Here is a 26717-nt window from a genome sequence, read left to right on the forward strand (position 1 = left end):
GGTCCGGCGGCCAAGACGGGCGTGCGCCCGGCCGCCCTCCCAGCGGCGTCCGTCACGCCGCCCCGAGGTCGGCTGCCAGTCGCTTGCGGTCGACCTTCCCGTTGCTGTTGACCGGAAGGCACTCGACCCGGTGGTACCTCGACGGAGCCATGTAGGGCGGTAGGTGGTCGGCCACCACCCGGGCCAGCGATGCGCTGTCCACGTCCTCGCACGTGTAGATCGCGTGCAGCTCGGCCGGCCCGGAGCCGGTGGGCAGCGCCAGTACCACCACGTCGACCACGCCCGGGTGACGGCGCAGGACGGACTCGATCTCACCCAGTTCGATCCGGTAGCCGTGGATCTTGACCTGGTCGTCGAGCCGGCCGAGGTGGACCAGCGCACCGTCCTCCCACCGGACCCGGTCACCGGTCCGGTACCAGTCGGCGGGGCCGGGTCGGCCGGTGAACGGGCGGGCCCGTTCCCCGTCGTACGTCACGAACCGGTCGTCGTCCTGTGCCGCGTCGAGGTAGCCGTCGAACCGCTGGCTACCGCGGACGCAGAGCTCGCCGTCGTCGGCTGGGGCACCGTCCGCCCGCCGGAGCATGCCCTGGAGGTGGGCGTGCACCCGGCCGATTGGCACCGTGTCGTTGCTGGTGCGGGGCCAGCGTGCCGGATCGGCAGGCAGTTGGTACCGGGTGCAGGTCACCGTGAGTTCGGTGGGGCCGTAGAGGTTCTCCAGGATGCTGTGCGGTGCCGCCTCAGCCCAGGCCCGGGCCTGCCCGAGGGTGAGCTGCTCACCGGCGAAGAGACTGTACCGCAGGGTGGGCATGCTGTGGGGCTTCAGCGACCGCAGCCGCCGGGCCAGCGAGATCACCGACGGGACGGAGAACCAGTGGGTGATGCCGTTGTCGTTGACGTACCGCACCGGCGCCATGGTGTCGCCCGGTGCCGCCGCCACGAGCAGCGCGCCGGAGAGCCAGGCGACGAACATGTCGAACACGGACGGGTCGAAGGTCAGTTCGAACGTCTGGGACAACCGGGACCCGGGACCCACCTCGTAGGACGTGACGCAGTGTGCCAGGTACCCGGTCAGGTTCCGGTGCCGGATCGGCACCCCCTTGGGGCTGCCGGTGGATCCCGAGGTGAACAGGATGTAGGCGATGTCGTCCGGGTTGCCCGAGTAGGGCTCGGACCACGGCCGGTCCGGCTCGGCCCACCACGGGTGGTGCGGAGCGCCGGACAGCGGCAGGACGTCGAGCGGGCCGGGACCGTCGTCCGCGACCCGCTGCCCGCTGTCGTCCGTGATCAGCAGGTCCACGGCGGCTGCCGCACAGATCCGCCGGGCGCGTTCCACCGGTAGGTCGGGGGCGAGCGGGACGACCGTCGCCGACAGCCGGAGCGCGGCGAGGTATCCGGCGTAGGCGGCGAGGCTGCGGGAGGCGCAGAGCCCGACCACCCGGGGCGGGGTGCCGTGCGTCCGTACCAGCCGGGTGGCCAGCGACTCGGTCAGCCGGAGCAACTCGGCGTAGGTCAGTTGCTGTCCGGCGACCCGCAGCGCGGGCGCCTGGGCGTGCCGGTGGGCCGAGTCGGAGAACCAGTGCCAGAGGGTCGAACCCGACTCGATCATCGGGGACCGGCCGTGGTCGCCGTCTCCGGCAGGTCGTCGTCGCCGGCCCGCGTGGCATTGCCGGCCCGTCTGGCTTCGGCGGTCTGATCCGACGGCGCGCCCACCGGCTGGTCCCCTGGGGTGCCGTCCACCTCCGCCATCCGCCCAGGTGTCACCACCTTGAAGAACGGGTAGATCAACAACACGCAGAGCACCGCGAAGGTACCGAACGCCACCTGGTAGGAGAAGACCTCGGCGAGGAGTCCGCCGAGGATAGCGGCGAGCGGGGTCATACCCCAGGCCACCAGCCGGCTTGCTGCGCTGTAACGCCCGAGCATGTCGGCCGGCACCAGGGACTGGGTGATAAACCGGGCGTTGACCGTCCACATCGTGCCGCCGGCGCCAGCGACGAATGCCGCCGCGCCGATGAGCCAGGCGCTCGACGGACGGGCGGGCAACAGGGCCGGCGTGGCGACGAGCGCGAACGCGCCGATGACGTCGGTGAACATGCACCAGCGGCGCCCGAGCCAGCGGTTGAGCCGCCCCACGATCACGGTGCCCAGTACGCCACCCGCACCGAGACAGGTGAGCAGGAAGCCGTATTGCCGTTCGTCGAGGCCGAGCGGACCACCGACCGCGTAGACCGGGATGAGCGCCAGCCAGGCCGCCCAGCAGCCGGCCATGATCGCGATAAGCAACGCCATCGTCCGGAGCAGCCGGTGGCGCCACAGGAACCGAAGTCCTTCGCGGATGTCGTCGTTCACCGAGTTCCTGCGCGTGGTGCTGGCCACCTTGAAAGTGCCGACCAGCAGCAGCAGCAGTACGGCGCCGGCGGCATAGGCGAAGCCGGTGACGCCGAGCGCGAGCCCGAAGCCGATGGCGACCAGGAAGCCGCCGATCGGCTGACCGACGAAGCCGTTGAACAGGTACTCCAGGGCCGTGATCCGGGCGTTGGCGGTCTCCCACCGCCGCTTGGGCACGGCCGACGGGACGATGGAGACGCCGGCGAGCCCGGCCACCACGTCGGCCAGCCCGATGACCAGCGCGGCGAGGTAGATCAGGGGCAGGGTCGGGCGTGCCACGAGCACCCCGACGAGTAGTGCGCCGACGGAGACCAGCCGGGCGATCTCGGCGGCCATCAGCAGGGCTCGCCGGTCCATCCGGTCGACGAAGACGCCGATGTGCAGCGCGGCCACCAGCCAGGGCAGGCTCATGATCGCGGCGACCGCGGTCACCACGATCGGCGACCGGCTGACCTGCGCGGCGAGCAGCGGGAGGGCGATCCGGGCGACGGCGTCGGCCAGGTTGGTCGTGCCGGTGAACACGACCAGGATCCATTCGTTCCGCCCGGATCCGAACCGATCCGCCTGAACTGTCGGCTGAGCTGTGACCACGACCGCCCCTCGTCATGACGTGAGAAATAGAGTGAGGAAACCCAGCGCTCTGATGTCACTCGGCGGTGGTAGTTCGCATCCGCGCCGAGGCGTGGCGGTTATGTGCAACGCGTGGTCATGGTCGCCACGTCTTCGCCTCGCCCAGCCCGCTGGTCATTTTTTACCAATTTTCGGTTAATGGCACACCAATTATCGGCAGGCGCCTGCGCCGATCGACGGCAGCGCGGTGGCCCGGATCTCCAACATGAGGTTCGCTGGCACGAAACATCCCTTTCGGCGCGGGTCGTCAATACGCTGCGTCGCACTGGTAGCACCATAGGTCATCCCTGGGTGAGTGTCCATCACCACAACGACAGGGTCGCCATCCGGCCAGAAGGCCAGATATGGGGGGCCATCGGCCGTCCAACCCCAAAATATAGCCGGCCGATATGGTCTGTCGTCTCCCGCCCGGATCCGGGTGATTTCGCCCGCCTATCTCGTACCGCGACCTATAGGCCGCTGCCACGACTGCCGAACGGCCCTTTCTGGGTTCGGGTCCGGCGGCCGGTCGCCGGCGTCGACCTGGATGCGCCATCGACTTACAGCCACATTCCATCCCGCGAACATCGAGCGAACAACCGAGCCGGGATGCTCGATCGAGGAAAAGGGTCACAGGTGCAATACGGTTCGACCCAGGTCGATCTGCGCCGTGCACCCTTAGTCCGTCCTCCGACCGTCCGCAGGAGGCCGATCAGGTGCACGGGATGCAGGGATGAAGACGGCAGCTGACCTCGACGAGATGATCGCGAAATACGCGTCGGTGGGCTTCACCGACGCCACTCCCCTTCTGGAAGCCGGGCTGGAGTCGCTCTCCCTGCTCCGGCTCGCGGTCGAGACCGCCGCCGACGACGACGCGGAGATCGACGCCACCCGCCTGGTAGACCTGCGCACCGTCGGCGACCTGAAGCAGTGGCTGAGCGAGCTGGCGGCGGTGGGCGCCGAGAGAGGAGACGCACGGTGACAACCACCGTCCAGACCGCGGATCCGGCGGCCGAGCCGGCGCGACTGCCGATCACCGAGTCCCAGAAGGGCCTGCTGGTGGTCAATGAACGGTCTCCCGGTCACGCCGTCTACAACCAACTGGTCCGCTTCGACATCGACCCGGCCATACCCGCCGAGACGGTCGAGCGGGCACTAGCCACGGTGGTCGCCGTCCAACCAGCCATGCGTCAGGTCTTCGGCATGCTGCCCGAGATGCACGCCCGGCTCACCCCGCCGCCGGCTCCCGATGCGTTACCCCTGGACCGGGTGACCACTCCGGCACGCGACTTCGAGGAGGCGGTCGACACGGTCCTGCGGCGCATCGGCCGGCCCGAGTTCGACCTGGCCGACGGGCCGGCGTACCGGTTCGCGACGGTTCGCAGCCTCGACGAGCCCCGTGCGTCGATCCTGATGTGCGACCACCACGTCATTCTCGACGGGGTCTCCATGGGGCCGCTGGTCCGCGACCTTGAGGACGCGCTGTCCGGCCGGTTGACCGGCGACGAGATCCAACGACGCCGGATTGCCCGGGAGAAGGCGTTCGTCAAGGAACTCGCCGCCCAGAACCGCAGCGCCGGCTCCGACCGGGTGGCCGAGCGATCGCGGGAGTGGGCGGCCCGGCTCCGCGAGGTCCCACCCCTGGTGTTGGCGCCGCTGCCCGGACGGCCCCGGCAGACCGAGTTCACCGGCGACCGGGTCGCCTGGCACCTCAGTGAGGCCGAGACGGCCGCGCTGGCCGAGACCTGCCGGCGACTGGAGATCTCGCCCTTCGTGTTCTTCTCCGGCATCTACGGCACGCTGCTGGCCCGGCACGGAAACGTCACCAGCGTGCTCGTGGGCAGCCCGTTCATGGCCCGCCGCACCATCGGCGCCTTCGACCTCGGCGGCTTCTTCGTCAACACCCTGCCGGTCACGGTGGAGGTGGAGTGGGGCCGCACCGTCGACGAGCACCTCGGCAAGGTGGTCCGGGACGCGGTCGACTTCTGCCGCGCGAACGTGGACGTCACCTTCAGCCGGCTGGTCGCCGACGTACGACCCGATCGGTCGAGCAACCGGAACCCGATGTTCTCGGCGATGCTCGCCATGCAGGACACCTTCGCCCCCGAGTCGGCCGGCGCGGTCCGGCGGGTCCTCGAACCGGGCAACGGCACCGCCAAGTTCGACCTCTGGCTCGGTGCCACCCCGGTCGACGGTCGCTGGCTGCTCGAACTCGAGTACGACCGGCAACTGATCGCCCCGGTGATCGCCGATGGGCTGCTCACCTCGTTGCGGGACGCGGTGCGCACGGCGGTCCGGGACGGCTCCCGCCGGCTAGCCGAGCTGTTCCACGACGCGTCGACCGCGGTCAGCGTCCGTTCCGACGGCTGGACCAGCCACCTCCCTGGGAACTCGCCGTGGGAATGGGTGGCGGCGGTGGGCCGGCGGCAGCCCGAGGCTCCGGCCATCGAGGATCCGCATCGGCGACTCGACTACCGCCAACTGCTGATTGAGGCGGAACGGATCGCTGCCGGCCTGGCCGCGCGCGGCGTGGGTGCCCGCGCCGTGGTCGGACTCGCGGCAACGACCCTGTGCGACACGGTCACCGCCATCCTCGGCATCCTGCGGCTCGGCGCCGCGTACCTGCCGCTGGAACCGGGCCAGCCGGCGGAACGACTCGCCTACCTGGTCCGGCGGGCCGGCTGCGACCTGATCGTCGGCGACGCGCTGGTCGCCGACGTACCCGCGGTGCCGGTGGCGGACCTGGCCGCCAGCACGGCGCCGGTGCCCGAACCCGGCACGGACCCGGACGCCCCGGTCTACGTGATGTTCACCTCCGGCTCCACCGGGCGACCGAAAGGCGTCCAGATGGGGCAGCGACCACTGGCCAACCTCACCCGGTGGCAGATCGCGGCCCTCGACATGGACGCCGAGACCCGGTTCCTCCAGTACGCCCCGCTCGGCTTCGACGTCTCCTTTCAGGAGATCCTGCCGACCCTGGCGACCGGCGGCACGGTGGTCTCCCGCGACCCCATCGACCGGCGCATGCTCACCGCGATCCTCACCCGGATCGCGCAGACCGAGGTGACCCACGTCTACCTGCCGGCCACCGCGCTGCGCCCGCTGGTGCAGGCCGCCACGGCCCGGGGCACCCGGCTGCCCGCGCTGCGCTACCTGTGCGTCTCCGGGGAACAGCTGCTCGTCGACGACGAGATCCGTGACTTCTTCCGCGCCCACCCGCACGCCACCCTGGTCAACCTGTACGGACCGACGGAAACCCACGCGGTCACCTCGTACCGGCTGTCCTACCGGGACCCGGTGTGGCCCACCCACGTGCCCATCGGCGTGCCCTACCCGCGGGTCCACGCATATCTGGTCGACGCCACCGGTCACCTCGCACCGCCCGGCGTCGTCGGTGAGCTCTTCCTGGGCGGGGAATGCCCGGCGGACGGCTACGTCAACGACCCGGAGACCACCGCCGCGCGGTTCGTGCCGGACCGGTTCTCCAACGATCCGGGCGCGGTCATGTACTGCACGGGCGACCTGGCGGTCCGCGACGATCGCGGCGACCTGGTCTTCCTGGGCCGGATGGACACCCAGGTCAAGGTGCGCGGATACCGGATCGAACTCGGCGAGATCGAGGCGGTGGCGCTCCAGGTCGATGGGGTACGGCAGGCGGTGGCGGTGGTACGCGGCGCCGGCGCCGACCGGGAGATCGGCTTGTTCGTCCGCCCGGATCCTGCGTCCACGGTCGACATCGAGCAGCTCCGGCAGCGGCTGGCCGCCGCGCTGCCGGTCTACATGCGGCCGGTCTGGATCTTCCCGATCGACCTGATCCCGACCTCGGCGCCGGGCAAGACCGATCGCGACGCGCTGCTGCGGATCGCCGAGGGCCGGTTGGCCGAGCAGCAGGCCGCCGACGCCGCCGTCGAGCCCGAGTACGTCGACGACCTGGAACGCGACCTCGCCATGCTGTGGGCCCGGGTGCTGGAGGTCGAGCAGATCTCGCCGGACCGACCACTGATGGAGTACGGCGCGCACTCGCTCAACATCTTCACCACCCTCGCCGAGGTGCAGGAACGGTACGGCGTCCCGGTGCCGCTCGCGGAATTCTTCGCCGCGCCGACGGTGACCGTCCTGGCCGGGCTGGTCCGGGCCGGCCGCGCGCCCGCGACGGAGCCGGCCCGATGACGGCCACCACACCCGGCCGGTTGGTCACCCTGCTGCGTCGCGGCACCCGGCCGGTCTGCGTGCTGCTGCCTGGCGCCGGTGGCGGCCTGCAACCGTACTTCCAACTCGCCTCGACGATCGGCCACACCCACAACGTGGTGGCGGTCCGCGCGGCCGGCCTGCTGCCGGGCGAGGAACCGGAACGGACGATCGCCGAGATGGCCGACGCGGCGGCTCGGGCACTGGACGCCGGCGATGCCATGCCGGCCGCCGTGTTCGGCTGGTCCCTGGGTGGATCGGTGGCCTGGGAACTCGCGGTCCGGCTCGCCGAGCGGGGACACCGTCCCGACGTCGTGCTGGTCGACGCCTCGCCGCTGCCGCGCCAGGCCGCGGCCGAGGAGGACGCCCGGATCCGCGAGACGGTCATCGGGATGCTCGGGCCCCGACCCGACCCGGCCACCGTGGACCGGGTCCGTCGGGTTTTCGACACCCAGGTCGCCGCGCTCGCGGACTATCACGCCGAGCGGCCCTACCCCGGCCGGGTGCTGACGCTGTGGTGCGCCGACGACGAGTTCGACTTCAGGCCCGCCGCCGCGGCCCGGTGGCGGGAGCTCGCCCCGGACCTGCGTACCGGCAACCTCGACGCCGGCCACTTCGCCGTCTTCGAGCCGGCCCACCTGCCGCAACTGGTCGGGGCGGTCACCCCGTTCCTCGGCCGGACCCCGGAGGCGGTGGCCGGATGAGTCCGCTCGCGGTGGTCAGCGGCGGCACCCGGGGGATCGGCCTGACGCTCAGCCGGCGGCTGGTCAAGCTCGGATACCGGGTCGTCGCGCCGTACCGCAGTGACGCCCAGGCCGCCGCATCGGCCGCGGCCGAACTCGGCGAATCCTTCCACCCGCTCCAGCTCGACGTCGCCGACGCCGACGCGGTACGGGCGGCGGCCGGCACGGTGCTCACCCGGCACGGGACCCCGACCGTGCTGGTCAACAACGCGGGCATCAACATCGACCGGCCTTTCCTGGAGCTGTCCGCACTGGACTGGCGGCGGGTGCTCGACACCAACCTGTCCGGTGCGTTCTTCCTCAGCCAGGCGTTCGCTCCGGCGATGCTGGCGGCGGATCGGGACGCGACGATCGTCAACATCGGCGCGACCACCGGCATCCGGCCGCGCCGGAACGGGGCCAACTACTGCGCCAGCAAGGCCGGCCTGCTGCATCTCACCAAGTGCCTCGCGGTCGAGCTGGCCCCGCGGATCCGGGTCAACTGCCTGATCCCCGGCATGACCGAGACCGACGAGCTGGTGACCCGGTTCCGGCTGGACGACCCCGCGGCCCGGGCCGCCGTCGTCGCCGAGATCCCCCGCGGCCGGATCGGCACCACCGAGGAGATCGCCGACGCGCTGGAGTTCCTGATCGGACCGGCCAGCGGATACCTGACCGGGCAGAAGCTGATCGTGGATGGTGGGCAGTTCATGTGGTGACCGACGTCGACGACATCCTGACCGGCGTGACGACGGCGCGAGCCGCGCTACCGCCGCCCGGCGACGCTCGCTACGACCGGTACTGCGCCGTACTCGCCGCGCACCTGACCCACTCCTGGGAAGACGTGCTGGCGGCCAACGCCGTCGACGTGGGCCGGGCCGTCGCCGCCGGCCTGGGTGCCGACCTAGTCGATCGGTTGGCGCTGCACAAGCGCCACCTGGCGACCCTGGTCGGCCTGATCGATCGGACGCGGGCGGCACTGCCGGCGGTGACCGCGCCAGGTCCGGCGCACCGGGCTGACAACGGCACCACCCGGCGACGGCTGCCCAAGCCGTTCGGCGTCGCGTTGATGATCTACGAGGCCCGGCCGACGGTGACCGTGGAGGGCGCCCTGCTTCCGGTGGCGGTCGGCAACGCGGCGGTGCTCCGTGGTGGCGCGGAGATCGCGGCCACCAACCAGGCCCTGGTCGCCGTGGTCGACCGGGCGCTCGCCGACGCCGAACTGCCCGACGGCACCGTCGCCATCGTCACCGACCCCGACCGCCGGGTGGTTCGAGCGCTGCTGAAGCGGCCGGACGCGATCGACGTGCTGATCCCCCGGGGCAGCCCGTCCCTGATCGACTACTGCCGGACCAGCTCCACCATCCCGGTCATCGCCAGCGGCGGCGGCGTCAACCACCTGTACGTCGACCGCAGCGCCGACCTGGATCTCGCCGCGCGGATCGCGCTGGACAGCAAACTCGGTGAGCCCACCGCGTGCAACACGCTGGAACTGGTGCTGGCCCACACCGAGGTGGCCCGGGAACTCACCCGGACGCTGCTGCGCACCGGTGCCGGACTGGCCGAGCCGTGGCTGCTGCGGGTCGATCCCCGACTGGTGGCCGCCAGCACGTCGGTGGCCCGGCCCGCCGCCCCGTCCGGACCCGACGCCGCCCCGGCGGCCAGACCGACCACCACGCCGGTGGTCGAACTCACCGCCGCCGACGACGGCCGGGAGTTCCTCGAACGGTCGATCGGCATCCGGCCGGTGGCCGGCCTGGACGAGGCGGTGGACCACATCCGCCGGTTCGGCTCCGGCCACACGGAGGGTGTGGTGGCGACCGACCGAGCGGTCGTCGACGCGTTCCTGGCCCGGGTGGACGCCGCCGCGCTGGTGGTCAACGGGTCGCTGCGCCTGCACGACGGACCCACCATGGGGTTGGGTCCGGAGCTGTCCATCAGCACCGGCCGGTTGCACGTCCGCGGGCCAGTCGACCTGTCCGCGCTACTCACCTACAGCTGGGTGATCGAGGCGGACGGCACGCTGCGTGGCGAGGGGGCGGCGTCATGACCAACCGAACCCAAGTCACCGAGGCGGTCAAGCGGCTCGTTGTCCGCGAGTCCCGGCTCAGCGTGAGCCCAACCGCGGTCGCCGACGACGAGCCGCTCAACGGCGCGTTGCTGCGGGTCAACTCGCTGGGCTTCCTCGGCATGCTCGTGCAGCTCGAGGACGAACTGGACCTCACCCTGCCGGACGACCTCTTCGCCGGGCGGGTCTTCACCACCGTCGCCGACCTGGTCGACGTGGTCATGGACGTGACCAAGGAGGAGACGTGACCGAGGCACCACGAGCCTGGCGCAGCGTCCTGCCGCACCTCGGGTACGACCTGCCCGTCGACCTGACACCGGAGCAGGGCGCAGGCCCGGTGACCGCCACCCTGCCGCTCGAGCTGATCAGGCAGAGCGTGTCCCAACGGGAGTTCTGGCCCGTCCCGGAGCCGGTGGCCGAGCGGTACCGCGCGTTCCGCCCGGCACCGCTGTGGCGGGCCCGCCGCTTCGAGGCGGAGATCCAGGCCGCAGTGCCGATCTACGTCAAGTACGAGGGCGGCAACATCTCCGGCAGCCACAAGTTCAACACCGCGCTGGCCCAGGCGTACTACTACCACCGGGCCGGCTTCCGTGAGCTGGTGACCGGCACCGGTGCCGGCCAGTGGGGCAGCGCTTTGGCCGCCGCCTGCGCGGCGTTCGGCCTGGCCTGCACGGTGTTCATGGTCGGTGGCAGCCTGCGGGACAAGCCGTACCGGGGCAGTCTGATCCGGCTCTACGGCGCCGACCTGCACACCAGCCCCAGTCAACTGACCGCGCTCGGCCGCGACGCCACCGGTAACCACCAGCAGGGCAACAGCCTCGCGCTGGCCATCGGTGAGGCCGTGGAATACGCCCGGACGGATCCGAAACGGGCGTTCTGCATTGGCAGCGGGGAGACGTACAGCATCCTGCACCAGTCGGTGATCGGGTTGGAGGCGATCGACCAGCTCGCCGCGCTCGGCGCCGAGGTGGACACGGTGGTCGGCTGCGTCGGCGCGGGCAGCAACTTCGGCGGCGTCGCGTTGCCGTTCTTCGCCGCCGCACGAGCTGGCGAACTGCCCCGACCGGCCACGCTGGTCGCCGCCGAGTCCAGCACCACGCCCAAACTGACCCGGGGCGTGTACGCGTACGACCACACCGACTCCACCGGCACCGGCCCGATGGAGGCGATGTACACCATCGGCAGCCGGTACGCGATACCCCCGTCACACGCCGCCGGGCTGCGCTTCCACGGCGCGGCCAAGCTGATCTCCGCAATGCGGCACCGCGACCAGATCTCCGCGCTGGCGATCGGGCAACGGGAGGCGCTGTCGGCGGGACGTGTCTTCGCTACCAGTGAGCTGGTGTTGCCGGCGCCGGAGTCGGGGCACGCGCTCGCCGCCGCCGCCCGGGTCGCCGCCGGACAGGAACCCGATCTCGCCTCCCGGCACGGGGTGCTGGTCTGCGTCAGCGGGCACGGCCTGCTCGACCTGGCCGCCTACGACAAGCTCCTGGCCGGGCTCCCCGAGGACCAGCCGGCGGACCCGGAGGCGCTACGCGAAGCGACCGCGACGCTGCGCCCGGTCCATCCGATCGAAGGGGCATGACATGCTCGTTGTACCACCGGTGCCGACCCGCAGCCGGGAGTGGACGCCGATCCTGGCCGGTCTTCGTGCCGACCTGCTGGACTGTCTGCAGGTGAACCTCGCCGCGCTGGCGGACCGGGCCTACCGGCCGGGGGCCCACCTGGCGTTCGGCGCCGCGCTGCGGTTCGACCCGGCCCCGGGACCGGCCGGTCCGCCGACCGTGGTCGCCGGGCCGGACCAGCGTCTGGCCGAGGCGGACGAGCTGCTCGGCCTGCGGGTCGACCAGCGGTGGGATGACGTGTCCGGCGCGCGGCTGCGGGAGCTGGTGACGCGCCGGGCACCGCTGTACGTGGTCGCCGACGCGTTCACCATGGGCTGGCTGCCCTACGCCGGCAACCAGCACATGGAGCACAGCTTCCTGCTCGTCGAGGGGGGCCAGACCTGCCTCGTGGTGGACGGCTACCACAACTCCACCCAGTGGGGCGACGTACGGCCCGGAGCCTGGCGGTTGTCCGCGGCGGAGTTCGACGCCGCGGTGCCTCGGGCCAGCGCGATGACCATCACGGCGGTGGGCGCCCCGTCGCTGGACCGGGCGGTGGTCCTGCGCACGAACGCCGCCGTGCTGAGCAGGGCGACCAACCGGATCGAGGAGTACCTGTCTGCGGTCCGGGACCGGGCCGGTGAGCCTGAGGTGGCGAGCCAACTGGTCCTCGACGTGTGGCTGCTCGGCCGGTCCCGGGCGCTGCACGCCGCCTGGTTGGCCGCGCAGCCCGAACGGATCGGTGCGGCGGAGACCGCCGGTCAGGCCGAGTCCTGGCTCGCGCTGGCCGCGCAGAGCTACGTGACGATGCGGCGGGTCCGGCGCAACGGCGCGTTCCCCGCCGCCGTGCTCGACCAGCTCGCCGAGCTGCTGCGCGGCGACGTGGCGCTGGCCCGGCGGCTGGCCGGCGACGACGCCCCGCCCGTGGCCACCGGCCCGGCGTCGCCACCACCGGAGCCGGTCGACCCGGACCAGATCCGTGCCGTGCTCGTCGCCGAGGTCGGCGCGGTGTTCGGGGTCGGCGCCGAGGTGTTGGCCACCGGGCCCGCGCTGCGGACGCTTCCCGGCTTCAACTCGTTCCGGCTGGTGGAGGTGATCGAACGGGTGGAGACCCGGTTGGGGGTCGAGGTGGACCCGGACCACCTCACCGGGACGGCCCTGCACGACCTGGACTCGCTGCACGCCCTGTTCCGCCGGGCCCGGCAGTCCGCCCGGATGGCGGCGGGCTGATGAGCGACCTACTGCACGACCTGCTGGACCGCTCGGCGACGACCTGGCCGGAATCGACCGCGGTCGGCCACGACGGGGAGACGCTCAGCTACGCCGCGGTTGCCGCGGCCAGCCGCCGGCTCGCCGGCTGGCTCATCGGGCGGGGTGTCCGGCGGGGCGACCGGGTGGTCGTCTGCCTGCCCAACGACCTGCTGCTGCCGGCGCTGCTGTACGCGTGTTCTCGGATCGGCGCCGTGTTCAGCGTGGTCAACGACCAGTCACCGGCGGTCACCCTGGCGCACGTGCTGACCGACGCGGAGCCGATGCTGCTGGTCAGCGACTCGCCGGTGGCGGCTGCCGTCGCCGTCGACCACCAGACCCCGACAGCCGGGCTGGCGGAGCTGCGCCGGGCCGGGCGGGGCGGGCCCCACGAACGAATCGCCACGACGCCGCTGGCGGTCGACCCAGTCTGCCTGATCTACACCTCGGGCAGCACCGGCATGCCCAAGGCGGTGGTCTCCACCCACGCCCAGGTGGTCTTCGCGGCCGGGGCCATCGCCTCGCAGCTCGGCTACCGGCCCGACGACGTGGTCTACTGCGCGGTGCCGCTGTCCTTCGACTACGGCTTGTACCAGATCCTCCTCAGCACCCTGGCCGGCGCCCGGCTTCAGCTCGGCCCGCCGGGGGTGGCCGGCCCGATGCTGGCCCGCGAGCTGGTCGCGCACCGGGCCACCGTGCTGCCGGCAGTGCCCGCGCTAGCCCGCGGCCTGGCCAGGATGCTGTCCCGCCCCGGTGCGACGGCGCCGGCGCTGCGGTTGCTCACCAACACCGGCGCTGTGATGCCTCCGGAGGTGCTGCGGGAACTGCGCTCCCGGATCCCGACGCTGCGGGTGCAGCTGATGTTCGGGTTGACCGAGTGCAAGCGGGCCGCAATCATGCCGGCCGACGAGGACCAGCGCCGACCCGGGGCGAGCGGGCGGGCGCTGCCCGGCACGGAGATCCTCATCGTGGACGAGGACGGTGCGTCGCTGCCGGCGGGCACGGTCGGCGAGATCGTGGTACGCGGGCCGCACGTGATGGCAGGTTACTGGCGCCGGCCCGCGCTCACCGCGCAGCGGTTCCCCCGGGTCGAGGGCCTCTTCCCCCAGCTGCGTACCGGTGACTACGGATGGCTCGACGACGACGGCTACCTCCACTTCGTGGGGCGGCGGGACGACATCTACAAGGAGCGGGGCACCCGGGTCAGCGTCACCGAGGTGGAGGCGGCGGCGTACCGCGTACCCGGGGTCGAGGCGGCCGCCGTGCTGCCCCCGCGGGCCGAGGACGCCTCCGACTCGGCCACCCTGTTCGTGGTCAGCGACCTGACCACGCAGCAGGTGCTGCACGCGCTGCGCGCCGAGCTCGACGAGATCAAGATGCCGCGTACCTGCCTGGTCCTGCCGGAGATCCCGTTGACCCGCAACGGGAAGGTCGACCGGGCGGCGCTGTACCAGGTGTGGCAGGAGCGGGCCCATGTCTAGCCTCGCCGAGCTGTTCGGACGACCGGACGCCCCGCCGACCCCCGCGTACCTGTACGACCTCGACGAGCTGGCCCGGTCGCACGCCGCGCTGCGGGCCGCGCTGCCGCGGGCCGCCGAGCTGTTCTATTCGCTCAAGGCCAACCCGCACCCGGCCGTGCTGGCCGCTCTCGCCACGGCCGGTTGCCAGGCGGAGGTGTGCTCACCGGGCGAGCTGCGGGCCGCCCTGGCGGCCGGGTACGCGCCGGCGGCGATGCTCTACACCGGCCCCGGCAAGCGCGACGTCGACGTCGACGAGGCGGTCCGGGCCGGGGTCCGGCTGTTCTCCATCGACTCGCCGTACGGGCTGGACCAGCTCGACCGGATCGCCGCCGAGTACGGCACCGAGGTCCGGGCGCTGGTCCGGATCAACGACGACACCCCGAGCCCCGGACAGGGGCTGACCATGACCGGGGTGGCGTCGCAGTTCGGCGCGGACGTCTGGTGGGTGCTGGACCGGCCCGAGCTGTTCGGTCCGCGCCGGCACGTGCGCCCGGTCGGCTTCCACCTCTACACCGGCAGCAACCTGACCGGCGAGGACGCGCTGATGGCACAGTTCAACCAGTCCGTCGCCACGGTACGGCGGCTGGCTGCGGCGACCGGCGTCGAGCCGGAACTGCTGGACCTGGGCGGTGGGTTCGGCGCGCCGTTCGCCCGCGCCGGTGCCCGTCCGGAGTACCCGAAACTGGCGGACCGGCTGGTCCGGCTGCTCGACGACGCGTTCCCGGGCTGGCCGGAGAGCGGACCGGCGGTCGCCTTCGAGTCCGGCCGCCACCTGGTGGGCACCTGCGGCACCCTCGTCACCCGGGTGCTCGACGTCAAACGGTCCCAGGGCTCCACAGTGGTCGTGCTGGAGTCCGGGATCCACCACCTGGGTGGCATGTCCGGGCTGCGCCGGCTCCCCCCGATCGTGCCGGACGTGGTCGCGCTGGCGGGGCCGGCCGGCCCCGCCCGCCCCGGCACGATCGTCGCCGGACCGCTCTGCACCCCGCTGGACACCTGGGCCCGCTCCGCCACGCTCGTCGAGCTGACGCCGGGTCAGCTGGTCGCCGTGCCCAACGTCGGCGCGTACGGCCTGTACGCCAGCCTGGTCGCCTTCCTGGCGCACCCCATGCCGGTCGAGGTCACCGTCACCGGCGGCCGGGTCACCGGAATGACCCGCCTGGAACTCACCCGGCACTCCACCAACGGCAGCGTTAGGGGTTGACCGCATTGGACACCGGATTCCCGGATCTCCTCAAACCGTTCCTCAAGTACGCCGGAACCGAGCCCATCACGCCCGACGCCTCGCTGACCGACCTGGGCCTGGACTCCATGCGCGCGATCGAGCTGCTGTTCGCGATCGAGGATACCTATGGCGTATCCATGCCGGACGAGTTGCTCACCAACCACACCTTCGCCACGGCGGGCAGCCTGTGGGCGACCATCGAGTCGCTGCGTGGACGGGCGGCATGACCGGTAAACCGCCCCTCGTCGGCCGGTACGAGTCGGCGGTCGCCGAGGTGCTGGCCGTCACCGCCGAGTACGCCGGACACTCCGACGAGGCCGCCGAGTTCCCGACGGCGGCGCTGGATGCCATGCGGGCGACCGGGCTGCTGGGCCTGCTCGTGCCGGCGGAGCACGGCGGGGGCGGCGGCACGCTCACCGACCTGGTCGAGGTGACCCTGCGGCTGGCCCGGGTCGACATGTCGGTGGCGCTGATCTTCGCCATGCACTGCCAGCAGGTGGCGGCTGTGGTCCGGCATGCCGACGGGCCGCTGGCCGCCCGGCTGCTGCCCGTGCTGGGCAAGGGCAACGTCTACCTCGCCTCGGTGACCACGGAACGCGGCACCGGCGGGCACCTGCTCAGTTCGGAGTCGGTGGTGGGGCGGACGGCCGGGATGCTGACGATCGACCGGGACGCCCCGATCGTCACCGGCGGCCGGTACGCCGACGCTTTCCTCATCACCGCGCTGGCGCCGCAGGCCACCTCGCCGAGCCAGGTGTCGCTGGTGTACGCGCGCCGGGACCAGCTCACCGTGGAGGTACGCGGCGGCTGGCAGCCGTTGGGCATGCGGGCCACGGACAGCGTGCCGATGCGGCTGACCGGGCAGGTGCCGGCCGACCAGGTGATCGGCGAACCGGGGCGGTTCCGGGAGATCGTCGCTCCGACGTTCGGCCCGTTGGCGCACATCGGCTGGTCGGCCGCGTGGCTCGGCGCGGCCACCGGCGCGCTGTCCCGGATCCTGCACCACATTCGGGATGCCGGGCGCAACCAGTTCGACCCGTCCTCGGAGCTGCTGCTGACCCGGCTGGCCCGGCTCCGGGGCCGGCTGGACCTGGTGAACGCTGTGCTCCGGCACACCGTCGCGACGATGGAGAGCGGGTCCGACCGCAGCGATCCGGCCGTGCAGATGCTGGTCAACTCGTTGAAGGTGCACGCCGCCGAGCAGTGCTTCGCCGCGGCCGACGAGATGGTCGAGCTGGTCGGGCTGCGCCACGGATACCTGAAGTCGTCCCCGTTGCACCTGGAGCGGGTCTTCCGGGACCTCCGTTCGGCGTCGCTGAACTACGCCAACGACCGCCTGTTGCTGGTCAACGGGGCACTGGTGTTGCGGGATCGGCAGGTGCGCCTTGCCTGAGCCGCGACCGTCGCCGGCGGTGGACTCGCCAGCCGGCACCGCCCAGCACCCGCCGTCCTCGGACGACGTCACCGCGCGCACCATCCGGGCGGTGGAGTCGGCGGAGCGGCCCGGGGACCCGCGCGCGGTGTGGCGGGCGCTCGGCGCGCACGGCCTGCTGACCGACCTGCGGGTCGGGCACCTGCCGGGACTCCTGGCCGCCCTCGACCGGTCGTGCCCGGTCGGGGTGGTGCTGTCGGTCTGCGTCCAGGTGGCCAGCGCGCTGCCGGTGCTGCGGGAACACGTCGACGCGGCGGCCGACGGGCCGGTCACCGCCGCCTTCCGGGCAGCGGTCCAGGGCCGGTCGACGCTCGCGTTGGCGGCGACCGACCGGGACGGTGCCGGCTCGGACCTGATGAGCCTCGGCACCACGGCGCGGATCGACGGCCACGCGGTGCTGTTGAACGGCGGCAAGCGCTGGATCACCAACGCCCAGACCGCGGACCACGCGCTGGTGCTGGCCCGGCACCGTCCGGAGCGGCACTTCACCAGCTTCGTCTGGGTGCTGGTGCCGACCGACGCCCCCGGGGTCCGGGTGACCGGAACGGACGGCCCGCTCACCGGCACCGGCCTGGGCGACCTGCACTTCGACCACGTGCGCCTGGACCGGTCGCACCTGGTCGGCCGGCCCGGCCGCGGCATGGTCAGCTTCGCCCGGCACATCGCCACCGAGCGGTACGCCGGTGCGGTGTGGGCGGCGGCGATGTGCCGGCGGGTGCTCGCCGACACGCATTGCCGGCTCACCGGGCGTCCGCTCGGCGCCGGGTCGGCCTGGGACAACGCGGCGATCCGGGAACGGTTCGCCCGGTGCCTGGTGGAGACCTGGCGGATCGAGACGGCCTGTGCGGCGTACCGGTCCACCGCCGAGCCGCTGGCGGTCAGCATGCTGCTCAAGGTGTCGGTGGCGGACAGCCTCGACCTGGTGCTCAGCGAGTGCGCCCGGCTGGTCGGGGCCGAGGCGTACCTCGACGGCGGGCTGGCGCAGCTGCGAGCGGCGGCCGGGATGTTCGCCACCGCCGGCGGGGCAACCGGGGCGATGCTCGCCGGCATCGCCGACCACGCCCCCGACCTGCCCGGGGGTCGACCGTGGTGAGCGCGGCGCGGCTGGCCGCCGCCGGGCGGGGCCGGGGCGTCGGGCGCGGCATGCTGCGCCTGATCGTCGGTCGCCGGATCCGAGTGGCGGTCGCCGACCAGCGGCTGCTCGTCCGGTGGGCATCGACCCCACCGGCCGAACTCCGCGGACCGGCCGCGCTGGCCGGGCGATGGGATCCGGCCCAGCGGGGGGCCTGGTCGGTCGAGCGGCTGGCGGCCCGGGCGCTGCTACGGATGCTGCTGGTCGAGGAGCTGGGGCCGGCGGCCGGCGACACGCCGCTGGCCGCCTATCCCACCGGGCAGCCGTACCTGCCGGACTGGCCACGGATCGGGGTCAGCCTCTCCCACGACGCCGGTACGGTGGCCGCCGCGCTGGGGCTGGGCGTGCCGGTCGGGGTGGACGTGCAGACCCCCGTACCGGCGCCACCGGCGCTGCTGCGACGTTGCTGCGCCCCGCCGGTCCAGGCCGCGCTGGACCGGCTGCCGGCGGCGGTCCGGGACCGCGAGTTCGCCTGGATCTGGTCGGTGCAGGAGGCGTGCGTGAAGGCCACCGGCGCCGGGCTTGCCGGCGCCCCGTGGACCGTCCCGGTGCCGTACCGGCGGCGCGCCGGCCGGTGGCGCGACCTGCGGTGGCGGAGCCTGCGCGGGCGCAGCCGGGTGCCGGTGAGCGTCGCCTGGCGACTCCGTGGAGGGGCGCGATGATGGCCGGCCCGGATCCCCGCTTCGTCGGGTTGAGCTGCTACACCAGCAACCTCGCCGGCTACCTGGCGGGCGAGTTCCCCGACACCCCGCGGTGGTTCGCGGAGTCGGTACGCGTCGCCGTGCGCACCGACCTGCCGGACCAGCAGCTCGCGCTCTCCCACCACCGGTTTCCGCTGGACCGGCTGCCGGACGGCACCCGGTTGACGTACGCCACCGCGCCGGTCGGCGCGGTGCTCGACGCGGTCGACGCCGAGCTACGCCGGCACGGCCGGGTGGTGGTGGTCACCGACAACGCCGCGCTGCCCTGGTCGCCGGCCCGGGGCGACGGCGCCGCGCCGCACTGGTTGCTGGTCGACCATCGGCGCGGCGATGGCTGGCACGTGGTGGACGGGTTCGCCGGGCTGCTGCCGGGCGGCGCGCAGCAGCCGTATGCCGGCTGGCTCGGCGGTGCCGACCTGGTGGCCGCGATGACCCCGCCGGACCGGTGGAGTCCGGAGCAGCAGCGCCGCAACGCACTCGCGTTCGGACACTGGCTGCCGCCACCCGCCGGCTCGCACCCGTGCTGGCTCGCCCGCACCGCCGGTCCGGGCGCGGACCCGGAACTGCCCGGAGAGTGGCTGCTCGCCGACGACGACGCTCTGGTGTTCCTGCGCGAGCACGTCGCCGGGTCCCCGGCGGACGCGGTGCGGCACCTGGACGACCTGTGGACCGTCGCGCAGCACCGCACGTTCCGCTACCGGTGGTCCGGCGACGGCGAGGCGGCGGCCGCATGGGCGGAGCTGCCCCGGGCGTTGCGCTTCGCGGTGGACTCGGCACGCCGGGGACGCCCTCGACCCGGCCTGGTACGGGCCACCTTCGACCGCCTCCGACAGCTCGACTGTGACCGGTCCATCCCATCCCAGCCCCCAGCGGCGGCCCACCCGCACCGCCAGAGCATGTGAAGGACGTGTGATGCAGACCCGTACCCTCTACGACTGGTTCCGTATGTCGGCCCGGCTGCACCCGGACAACGTGGCCATCGAGATCGCCTCGGACGCGCTGACCTACGCCGAGTTGCGGGCTGCCGCCGGACGGTTGTCGGCGGCCATGTGCCAGGCCCTGGGGCGCCCGCCCCGGCGGGTCGGGCTGCTCACCTCCCGCAGCCTGGTCGGTTACCTCGCCTACCTCGCGTCGCTGCGGCTGGGGGCGACGGTGGTGCCGCTCAACCCGGCGAACCCGGCCGCCCGGAACCTGGCCATCACCGAGGAGGCCGGGCTGGACCTCACCATGGTCGACGACACCTCGGGGGACGGGCTGGCCGAGTACCGGTCGCTGGCCGGCGTCATGGTCCTGGATCTCACCGGCGAGGGCTGGCGGCGGTTCCTGGCGCCCGGCGACGGGTCGGAGGTGCCAGCCGAGGTGGAACGCGGGCCGGACGACTTCGCCTACATCATCTTCACCAGCGGAACCACCGGCCGACCGAAGGGCGTGCCGGCCACCCACGCCAACGTCAGCGCGTTCCTCACCACGGTGATCGAGCGGTACCGCTTCCTTCCGCAGTCGCGCGTCTCGCAGACCTTCGAGATGTGCTTCGACGGTTCGATCCTGGCGATGTTCGGTGCCTGGGGCGCCGGCGCCACCCTGTGTGTGGCGCAGCGCGCCGACGTGTTGACGCCGGTCCGCTTCATCAACAGCAAGCGGCTGACCCACTGGCTGTCGGTCCCGTCGCTGATCTCGTTCGCCAAGCGGCTGCGGGCGCTCGCCCCCAACAGCATGCCCACGCTGCGGTTGAGTTCGTTCGGCGGGGAACCGCTCACCATGGAGCAGGTCGACGACTGGACCGCCGCCGCGCCGAACACCAGGGTGATCAACTGCTACGGGCCCACCGAGACCACGGTAATCGTCACCGCGTACGTGGTGCCCGCCGACCCGGCCGAGCGGATCGAGTCGTCCAACCGGTCCATACCGATCGGGGACATCTACCCGCACCTGGAGTATTTGCTGCTCGACGCGGACCTGCGCCCCGGTGACGACGGTGAGCTGTGCATCCGGGGCGCCCAGCGCTTCCCCGGCTACCTCGACCGGGTGGAGAACGTGGGCCGGTTCGTCGAGTTCGACGGCGAGCGGGGCCGGCTCTACGACGGCAGCACGCCGCTGACCCCCGCGCACTGGTACCGCACCGGCGACCGGGTCCGCCGGGAGTTCGGCGAGCTGGTGCACCAGGGCCGGATCGACCACCAGGTGAAGGTCCGGGGTAACCGGGTGGAGCTCGGCGAGATCGAGGCGGCGTTGCGGACCCACCCGGCCGTGGTGGAGGCGGTGGTGGTCACGGTGACCGCCGCCGACGGCGAGCTCGACCTGTACGCGGTCTACACCGGTGAGCCGCTCGCCGATGACGACCTGGCCGGACTGGTCCGGCACCTGCCCGCGTACATGCGGCCCCGGGGGTTCCACCACCGCTCCGAGATCCCATTGACCGAGGTGGACAAGGTTGACCGGCGCCGGCTGACCACCGAGCTGCTTGCCGCGCGTGGCTGAGGCACGACGATGACGACCGCCGAGCCGGCGATGATCCCGGCTACCCCGATGCAGGAAGCCCTCTGGTGGGTGCACCAGCGGGCCCGGAACCAGTCGGTGTACCACCTCACCTGGCGACTCGCCGTCGACCGGGCCCTCGACGAGCCGGCCCTGCGGACCGCCTGGCAGGCCGTGGTAGACCGGCACGAGGCGTTGCGTACCGCCGTGCGGCGGAGCGGCGACATCCTCGCCCTGGAGGTGGCGCCCCGGCTGGCGGTGGGCGTGCACCGGATCGAGGTGCCCGACCCGGGGCCGGTCGAGCCGACGAGCCTGCTGCGGCTGCTCGCCGAGGAGGTGCACGGGCAGCCGCTGGAGCCGGACACCGCCCCGCTGGCCCGGCTTACCCTGGTCCGGGTCGCCGGCCGGCACGAGGTGCTGCTGACCGTGCACCACGTGGTGCTGGACGGCTGGGCGGTGCAGCTGCTCATCGGGGAGCTGTCCGAGGCGTACGAGGCGGCTCAGGCCGGCCGCCCGGTGAGCTTCCCGACCACGCCGGTGCCGTTCTCCACGTACGCGCTGGAGCAGGCGGCGGCCCGCGCGGAGGGCCACTGGGACAAGAGCGTGTCGTACTGGTGCGACACGCTGACCGGGGCGGCGGCCAGCGTCCTGGTGCCGGACCTGCCCGGCACCGCGGCCAGCGGAGCGCCCGGCACGATCCTCCGGTACGCCTTCAGCGCCGAGGCCGCCACCGGGATGGCGGTGCTGGCCAAGGCCACCTTCGCCACCCCGTTCGCGATCATCCTCGCCGCGGCGCAGATCGTGCTCGCCCGTTCCGGAGCGGGTCCGGACGTGACCATCGGCGTGGTGACCGCCAACCGGACCACCGCCCGGGACCAGGCGCTGGTCGGCTACACGGCCAACCTCTGCCTGGTCCGGGGCACCGTCGAGGCCGACGACACCGTCACCGCGGTGGTGAGTGGTGCCCGGGACGCGATGTGGCAGATGCTGCTGCACCAGGCGGTGCCGTACCCGGTGGTGTTCGCAGCCCTGCCCGAGTCGACCCGCACCGCGCTCGGCGACCCGGCGCCGGTGCTGCTGAGCTACCTCGGCCACATCGGGTCGGACCTGCGCCTCGGTGCGGTCCCGGCGGCGCTGCTGCCCAGCCCCAACCGGGCGGCCCGCGCCGACCTGGCGATGTCCGCCTTCGAAACCGACGGCGGCTTCCAGGTCGAGATCGAGTACCACACCGGGCGCTACCGGGAGAGCACCGTGCTGGGTCTGCTGCACGACCTGGACGCGGTGCTGGCCGACGGCGGCGCCGAGCCGGGGCGGACGGTGGGCTCGTTCGAGGTCACCTCCCGTGCCCGCGCCGGGCGGGAGACGCCGGTGGCACGCCCGGTCTCGGACGGCGGTGCCCGGGCGGCCGGCGCGCTGCTGGAGTCACCCGACGGGCGGCGCGTCGTCGCGGCCTGGAGCCGGCTGACCGGCGGCCCACCGGACGGGCCGGACACCGACTTCTTCGCCGTCGGCGGCAACTCGTTGCGGGCGTTGCAGCTCGCCACGCTGCTGGAGGCCGACGGGCATCCGGCCGTGGACGTGGTGCGCTGGCTGCGCGAGCCCACCGTGCGCCGGCTGGTCGAGCAGCTCGGCGGCGAGACAGCTCCGGTCGAGACCCCCTCGACGCTGGTGACGGTGCGCGGCGGTGCCGGCACCCACCTGCACCTGGTGCACGGCGCCGGTGGGAGTCTCCACGACTACCAGGAGCTGGTGGCGCTGCTGCCGACGGACTGGCGGGTCACGGTCTCCCGGGACAGCGCCGAGCTGACCACGGTGCCCACGATGGCCCGGCGGTACGGCGCGGACCTGGCCGCCGCCGGACTGGCGCCGGATCTGCTGGGCGGGTGGTCGCTGGGTGGCCAGATCGCCTACCAGATGGCGGCCGAGCAGGGCGGGCGCCGGCCGGCGCTGGTGTTGCTGGACAGCGCGCCGCCGACCGGGTACGCGCTGCCCGACGACGGGGTGCGGCAACGCTTCGACACCTTCGCCGAGAACGTCCGTCGCTCGCTGGGGCTAGCTCCCGGGAAGTCGAGCGCGCACACCGGGGGCGGGCCGGATCCGGACGGTTTCGACGAGCGGCTGGCGGTCGCCGCGCTCGCCGCGGGCCTGGCCGCCGCCGGGGAGCCGGTCTCGGCGGACGCGCTGGCCCGCCGGTGGCACGACTACCAACGCCACATCCGGGCCGGCGTCACGTACGTCCATCCCGGTCCGGTCGACACGCCCGCGCTGGTGATCGGCGCGGAACTGCTGGATGCGCAGCTCGGTCTGTGGACGGAGCGGCTCGGCGCCGTCCGCACCCGGCAGATCAGCGTGGACCACTTCGCGGTGCTGCGCCCGCCCGCCGTGGCGGAGGTCGCGGCGGCCGTCATCGAGTTCGCCCGCGTCGAGGCGACGCGCGGTTAGTCAAGGAGGATCAGTGTCCGATTTGAAGGTCTTGTACCAGGACCTACAGGAGCATCTGGAGCGCGACATCGCACCGAGCATCGCGGCGGCCCGCCGGGACTTCTCCTACCTGGGGCACGCCAAGGTCTCCTTCATCGCCCCGGACAGTGTCAAGAAGGCCCTCGCCGACGAGGTCAACGAGCTGATCGAGGTGGCCGGCACGCGCCGGGACCTGGCCTTCGCCGAGACCGGATACACGCCACGCCGGATGCGCAACGTCACCCGGCACGAGATCGCGGAACTGGGTCAGGTGGTCAGTGGCCTGTACACGGCCGAGCCGCTGCTGCGGGTGCTTTCGGAGGTGGCCGGTGAGCCGGTGCACCCCTGCCCGTACGAGCCGGAGCAGTTCGTCATCACCTGCCTGGAGAAGGACGGCGACACCCACGGGTGGCACTGGGACGACTTCACGTTCGCCCTGGTGTGGGTGGTCGAGTGCCCGTCGGTGGAGGAGGGCGGCTTCGTCCAGTGTGTGCCCGGCACCACCTGGAACAAGCAGCGGCCGGCGATCAACCGGGCGCTGGTCAGCCGACCCATCTACTCGATGGAACTGTTCCCCGGCGATCTCTACCTGATGCGGACCAACACGACGCTGCACCGGGTCTTCCCGGTCCGCGGGGGCCGCCGCAAGATCGTCAACATGGGGTACGCCTCGACGTCCGACCTGACCAGGGAATTCACTCACGAGACCATGGACCAGCTGTGGGCCAACGCGCCCGCGGGAAAGGTGTGATCGGCATGGCCAACCGGAACCCCGTCGTACCGGAACACATCGTGCTCGCCTTTTCCGGCGGGCTGGACACCTCGGTGGCCCTGGTCTGGTTGAAGGAACGCTACCGGTGCCGGCTGACCGCGTTCATCGCCGACCTCGGGCAGGGCGAGGAGCTGGAGACCGCCGCCCGCAAGGCCGAGAAGCTCGGCGCGGACGACGTCCGGGTGATGGACCTGCGCGAGGAGTTCGCCCGGGACTACGCGTTCCCGATGTACCGGGCCAACGCGCTGTACGAGGGGCAGTACCTCATGGGTTCCTCGATCGGCCGGCCGCTCATCGCCGCCGCGCAGCTGCGGGTGGCCGAGGAGGTGGATGCCGACGCGGTCGCGCACGGGGCCACCGGCAAGGGCAACGACCAGACCCGGTTCGAGCTGACCTTCGCGGCGCTCCGCCCGGACATCACGGTGATCAGCCCGTGGCGGGAGTGGGACCTGGCCTCCCGCACCGACCTGCTCGCCTACGCCGGCAAGCACGGCATCGAGCTCGACCTCAGCAGCGGCGAACGGCCGTACTCCATCGACAGCAACCTGCTGCACACCTCGTACGAGGGTGAGGCGCTGGAGGACCCGGCGCAGCCGGCCCCGGCCGGGCTGTTGTTCCGGGTCCGGGACGTCGACGACACGCCCGCCGAGCCGGAAACTGTGGAGATCCACTTCAAGGGCGGCAATCCGGTGGGGGTCAACGGCACCGCCCTGTCCGCCTCCGCCGTGTTGCAGACCCTCGACGAGATCGGTCGCCGGCACGGCGTGGGCCGGCTGGACATCGTGGAGAACCGGATCTTCGGCATGAAGACCCGCAACATCTACGAGGCGCCGTCCGGCGCCCTGCTCTGGCACGGCCACCGGGCGGTGGAGTCGCTGGTGCTCGACCCGGAGGTGGCGCAGCTCAAGGAGGAGCTGATGCCGAAGTACGCCGCGCTGGTCTACCGGGGCCTGTGGTTCGCGCCGGAGCGGCTGATGTTGCAGGCGGCCGTCGACCACAGCCAGCAGGACGTCACCGGGGACGCCATCCTGCGGGTGCACCGGGGCACCGTGCAGGTGATCGGGCGCCGGTCCCCGCACAGCCGGTACGACACCGCGTTCGCCACCTTCGAAGCCGACGACGTGTTCGACCAACGGGACTCGTCGGGCTGGCTGCGGGTCAACACGGTGCGGTTCCGGGCCGGCCGCACGTCCCGGTCGGCCGACCGATGAGGGTCGTCTTCCTCGGGTACGGCCAGCTCGGCGCGACCGTCCTGCGCGGCATCGCGCCGCACCACGAGGTCCTGCTGGTGCTGACCCACCGGGCGGAGTTCAGCGGCCTCGGCGAGCCCGACGTCGAGCGGACGGCGGCCGAGCTGGGGCTGCCGGTGCGCTTCTCCGCCACCGCCGGGGAGCCGGAGCTGCACGACGAGCTGCGGCGGCTCGCCCCCGAGGTGATCGTCTCCACCAACTGGCGCACCCGGGTACCCGTGGAGGTGCTGCGGATTCCGGAGGGCGGCGCGATCAACACGCACGACGCGCTGCTGCCCGCGTACGCCGGGTTCGGAGCGGTGAACTGGGCCATCCGCAACGGCGAGGAGGAGACCGGCCTCACCGTCCACTACATGGCCGAGGAACTGGACACCGGGCCGGTGATAGCCCGGGCCCGTGTCAAGATCGGCCCGCACGACACCGCCGGCTACGTCCTGGAACGGCTCCTCGACGAGTACGTACCGGTCACCCTGCACGCGCTGGACCGGGTCCGGCAGGGCGATCGGGGGGAGCCGCAAGCGACCACCGGCGCGTCGTTCTACCACCGGATCGGGGTGGCGGACACCCGGATCGACTGGCGGGACAAGGCGTCGGTCATCTACAACCTGATCCGGGGGCAGTCGGACCCGTTCGTCAACGCCTGGACCACCCACCGCGGGCTGCGCCTCTGGGTCAAAGCCGCCACCCGTCCGCCGCGGGCGTACGGCGGCACCCCGGGCCGGATCGTCAAGGCCGAGTACGGCGGGGTGGCGGTCGCCTGCGGCACGCACGCCGACGGCGACGACCGGGGGGTGGTGCTGCTCCAGGTGGCCACGGAGACTGGTCCACCGGTGCGCGCCGTCGACTACTTCACCACCTTCGGCGAGTACGTTCACTGACAGCCCGGTGGTGACGTGGCGCGGTGCCACGACGACGGCGGAGGA

At 72.6% G+C, this 26717-nt stretch carries 22 protein-coding genes; 20 read left to right on the forward strand and 2 right to left on the reverse strand.

Annotated features, from left to right (window positions below; genetic code table 11):
- Nucleotides 1-52: 52 nt before the first annotated feature.
- Together C1I99_RS02125 and C1I99_RS02130 are read right to left on the reverse strand one after the other, a co-directional pair.
- Nucleotides 53-1606 carry an amino acid adenylation domain-containing protein gene (locus C1I99_RS02125; RefSeq protein WP_111132457.1) on the reverse strand — a complete coding sequence of 518 codons (1554 nt, stop codon included), beginning with the start codon at nucleotides 1604-1606 and terminating at the stop codon, nucleotides 53-55.
- Complete coding sequence (locus tag C1I99_RS02130) at nucleotides 1603-2910, reverse strand: MFS transporter (RefSeq protein ID WP_233512266.1); 1308 nt, start codon at nucleotides 2908-2910, stop codon at nucleotides 1603-1605. Before C1I99_RS02130 ends, C1I99_RS02125 begins: the two co-directional genes overlap by 4 nt.
- An 820-nt stretch (nucleotides 2911-3730) precedes the next feature.
- Here C1I99_RS02130 and C1I99_RS02135 point away from each other — a divergent pair.
- From C1I99_RS02135 to C1I99_RS02230, 20 genes are read left to right on the forward strand one after another with little or no spacing between them, the layout of a single operon-like run.
- Nucleotides 3731-3979, forward strand: a complete 249-nt coding sequence (locus C1I99_RS02135) for a phosphopantetheine-binding protein (RefSeq protein WP_111132459.1) — start codon at nucleotides 3731-3733, stop codon at nucleotides 3977-3979.
- Nucleotides 3976-7167 carry a non-ribosomal peptide synthetase gene (locus C1I99_RS02140; protein WP_111132460.1) on the forward strand — a complete coding sequence of 1064 codons (3192 nt, stop codon included), beginning with the start codon at nucleotides 3976-3978 and terminating at the stop codon, nucleotides 7165-7167. The genes C1I99_RS02135 and C1I99_RS02140 overlap by 4 nt, the downstream gene beginning before the upstream one ends.
- Nucleotides 7164-7889: an alpha/beta fold hydrolase gene (locus tag C1I99_RS02145; protein ID WP_111132461.1), complete on the forward strand. Its 726-nt coding sequence runs from the start codon at nucleotides 7164-7166 to the stop codon at nucleotides 7887-7889. Before C1I99_RS02140 ends, C1I99_RS02145 begins: the two co-directional genes overlap by 4 nt.
- Nucleotides 7886-8626 carry an SDR family NAD(P)-dependent oxidoreductase gene (locus tag C1I99_RS02150; RefSeq protein ID WP_111132462.1) on the forward strand — a complete coding sequence of 247 codons (741 nt, stop codon included), beginning with the start codon at nucleotides 7886-7888 and terminating at the stop codon, nucleotides 8624-8626. The genes C1I99_RS02145 and C1I99_RS02150 overlap by 4 nt, the downstream gene beginning before the upstream one ends.
- Complete coding sequence (locus tag C1I99_RS02155) at nucleotides 8623-9957, forward strand: glutamate-5-semialdehyde dehydrogenase (protein WP_233512267.1); 1335 nt, start codon at nucleotides 8623-8625, stop codon at nucleotides 9955-9957. The genes C1I99_RS02150 and C1I99_RS02155 overlap by 4 nt, the downstream gene beginning before the upstream one ends.
- Nucleotides 9954-10223, forward strand: coding sequence for an acyl carrier protein (locus tag C1I99_RS02160; protein ID WP_111132464.1), 270 nt, complete (start codon nucleotides 9954-9956; stop codon nucleotides 10221-10223). Before C1I99_RS02155 ends, C1I99_RS02160 begins: the two co-directional genes overlap by 4 nt.
- Complete coding sequence (locus C1I99_RS02165) at nucleotides 10220-11560, forward strand: TrpB-like pyridoxal phosphate-dependent enzyme (RefSeq protein WP_111132465.1); 1341 nt, start codon at nucleotides 10220-10222, stop codon at nucleotides 11558-11560. Before C1I99_RS02160 ends, C1I99_RS02165 begins: the two co-directional genes overlap by 4 nt.
- 1 nt (nucleotide 11561) lies before the next feature.
- Complete coding sequence (locus C1I99_RS02170; RefSeq protein WP_111132466.1) at nucleotides 11562-12809, forward strand: acyl carrier protein; 1248 nt, start codon at nucleotides 11562-11564, stop codon at nucleotides 12807-12809.
- Entirely contained in the window at nucleotides 12809-14308 is a 1500-nt protein-coding gene (locus tag C1I99_RS02175) for a class I adenylate-forming enzyme family protein (protein ID WP_111132467.1), read from the forward strand. The genes C1I99_RS02170 and C1I99_RS02175 overlap by 1 nt, the downstream gene beginning before the upstream one ends.
- Nucleotides 14301-15551 (forward strand): type III PLP-dependent enzyme domain-containing protein, encoded by a 1251-nt coding sequence (locus C1I99_RS02180; RefSeq protein WP_111132468.1) that lies wholly within the window; start codon nucleotides 14301-14303, stop codon nucleotides 15549-15551. Before C1I99_RS02175 ends, C1I99_RS02180 begins: the two co-directional genes overlap by 8 nt.
- Nucleotides 15548-15799 carry an acyl carrier protein gene (locus C1I99_RS02185; protein WP_233512268.1) on the forward strand — a complete coding sequence of 84 codons (252 nt, stop codon included), beginning with the start codon at nucleotides 15548-15550 and terminating at the stop codon, nucleotides 15797-15799. Before C1I99_RS02180 ends, C1I99_RS02185 begins: the two co-directional genes overlap by 4 nt.
- Nucleotides 15796-16965, forward strand: a complete 1170-nt coding sequence (locus tag C1I99_RS02190) for an acyl-CoA dehydrogenase family protein (RefSeq protein ID WP_111132470.1) — start codon at nucleotides 15796-15798, stop codon at nucleotides 16963-16965. The genes C1I99_RS02185 and C1I99_RS02190 overlap by 4 nt, the downstream gene beginning before the upstream one ends.
- 19 nt (nucleotides 16966-16984) lie before the next feature.
- Nucleotides 16985-18097 carry an acyl-CoA dehydrogenase family protein gene (locus C1I99_RS02195; RefSeq protein WP_199561893.1) on the forward strand — a complete coding sequence of 371 codons (1113 nt, stop codon included), beginning with the start codon at nucleotides 16985-16987 and terminating at the stop codon, nucleotides 18095-18097.
- Nucleotides 18094-18798, forward strand: a complete 705-nt coding sequence (locus tag C1I99_RS02200; RefSeq protein WP_267897460.1) for a 4'-phosphopantetheinyl transferase family protein — start codon at nucleotides 18094-18096, stop codon at nucleotides 18796-18798. Before C1I99_RS02195 ends, C1I99_RS02200 begins: the two co-directional genes overlap by 4 nt.
- Nucleotides 18795-19739, forward strand: a complete 945-nt coding sequence (locus tag C1I99_RS02205; RefSeq protein WP_233512269.1) for a hypothetical protein — start codon at nucleotides 18795-18797, stop codon at nucleotides 19737-19739. The genes C1I99_RS02200 and C1I99_RS02205 overlap by 4 nt, the downstream gene beginning before the upstream one ends.
- A gap of 10 nt (nucleotides 19740-19749) precedes the next feature.
- Nucleotides 19750-21315, forward strand: a complete 1566-nt coding sequence (locus tag C1I99_RS02210) for an AMP-binding protein (RefSeq protein WP_111132471.1) — start codon at nucleotides 19750-19752, stop codon at nucleotides 21313-21315.
- A 9-nt stretch (nucleotides 21316-21324) separates the two neighbouring features.
- Entirely contained in the window at nucleotides 21325-23754 is a 2430-nt protein-coding gene (locus C1I99_RS02215) for a condensation domain-containing protein (RefSeq protein WP_111132472.1), read from the forward strand.
- Between the two features lie 13 nt (nucleotides 23755-23767).
- Complete coding sequence (locus C1I99_RS02220; RefSeq protein ID WP_111132473.1) at nucleotides 23768-24523, forward strand: HalD/BesD family halogenase; 756 nt, start codon at nucleotides 23768-23770, stop codon at nucleotides 24521-24523.
- A 5-nt stretch (nucleotides 24524-24528) separates the two neighbouring features.
- Nucleotides 24529-25755 (forward strand): argininosuccinate synthase, encoded by a 1227-nt coding sequence (locus C1I99_RS02225; RefSeq protein ID WP_111132490.1) that lies wholly within the window; start codon nucleotides 24529-24531, stop codon nucleotides 25753-25755.
- On the forward strand, nucleotides 25752-26672 hold the full coding sequence (locus tag C1I99_RS02230; RefSeq protein WP_111132474.1) for a methionyl-tRNA formyltransferase: 921 nt from the start codon (nucleotides 25752-25754) through the stop codon (nucleotides 26670-26672). Before C1I99_RS02225 ends, C1I99_RS02230 begins: the two co-directional genes overlap by 4 nt.
- Nucleotides 26673-26717: the final 45 nt, after the last annotated feature.

The sequence above is a fragment of the Micromonospora deserti genome (assembly GCF_003236335.1).
In the GTDB taxonomy this organism is placed as follows: domain Bacteria; phylum Actinomycetota; class Actinomycetes; order Mycobacteriales; family Micromonosporaceae; genus Micromonospora; species Micromonospora deserti.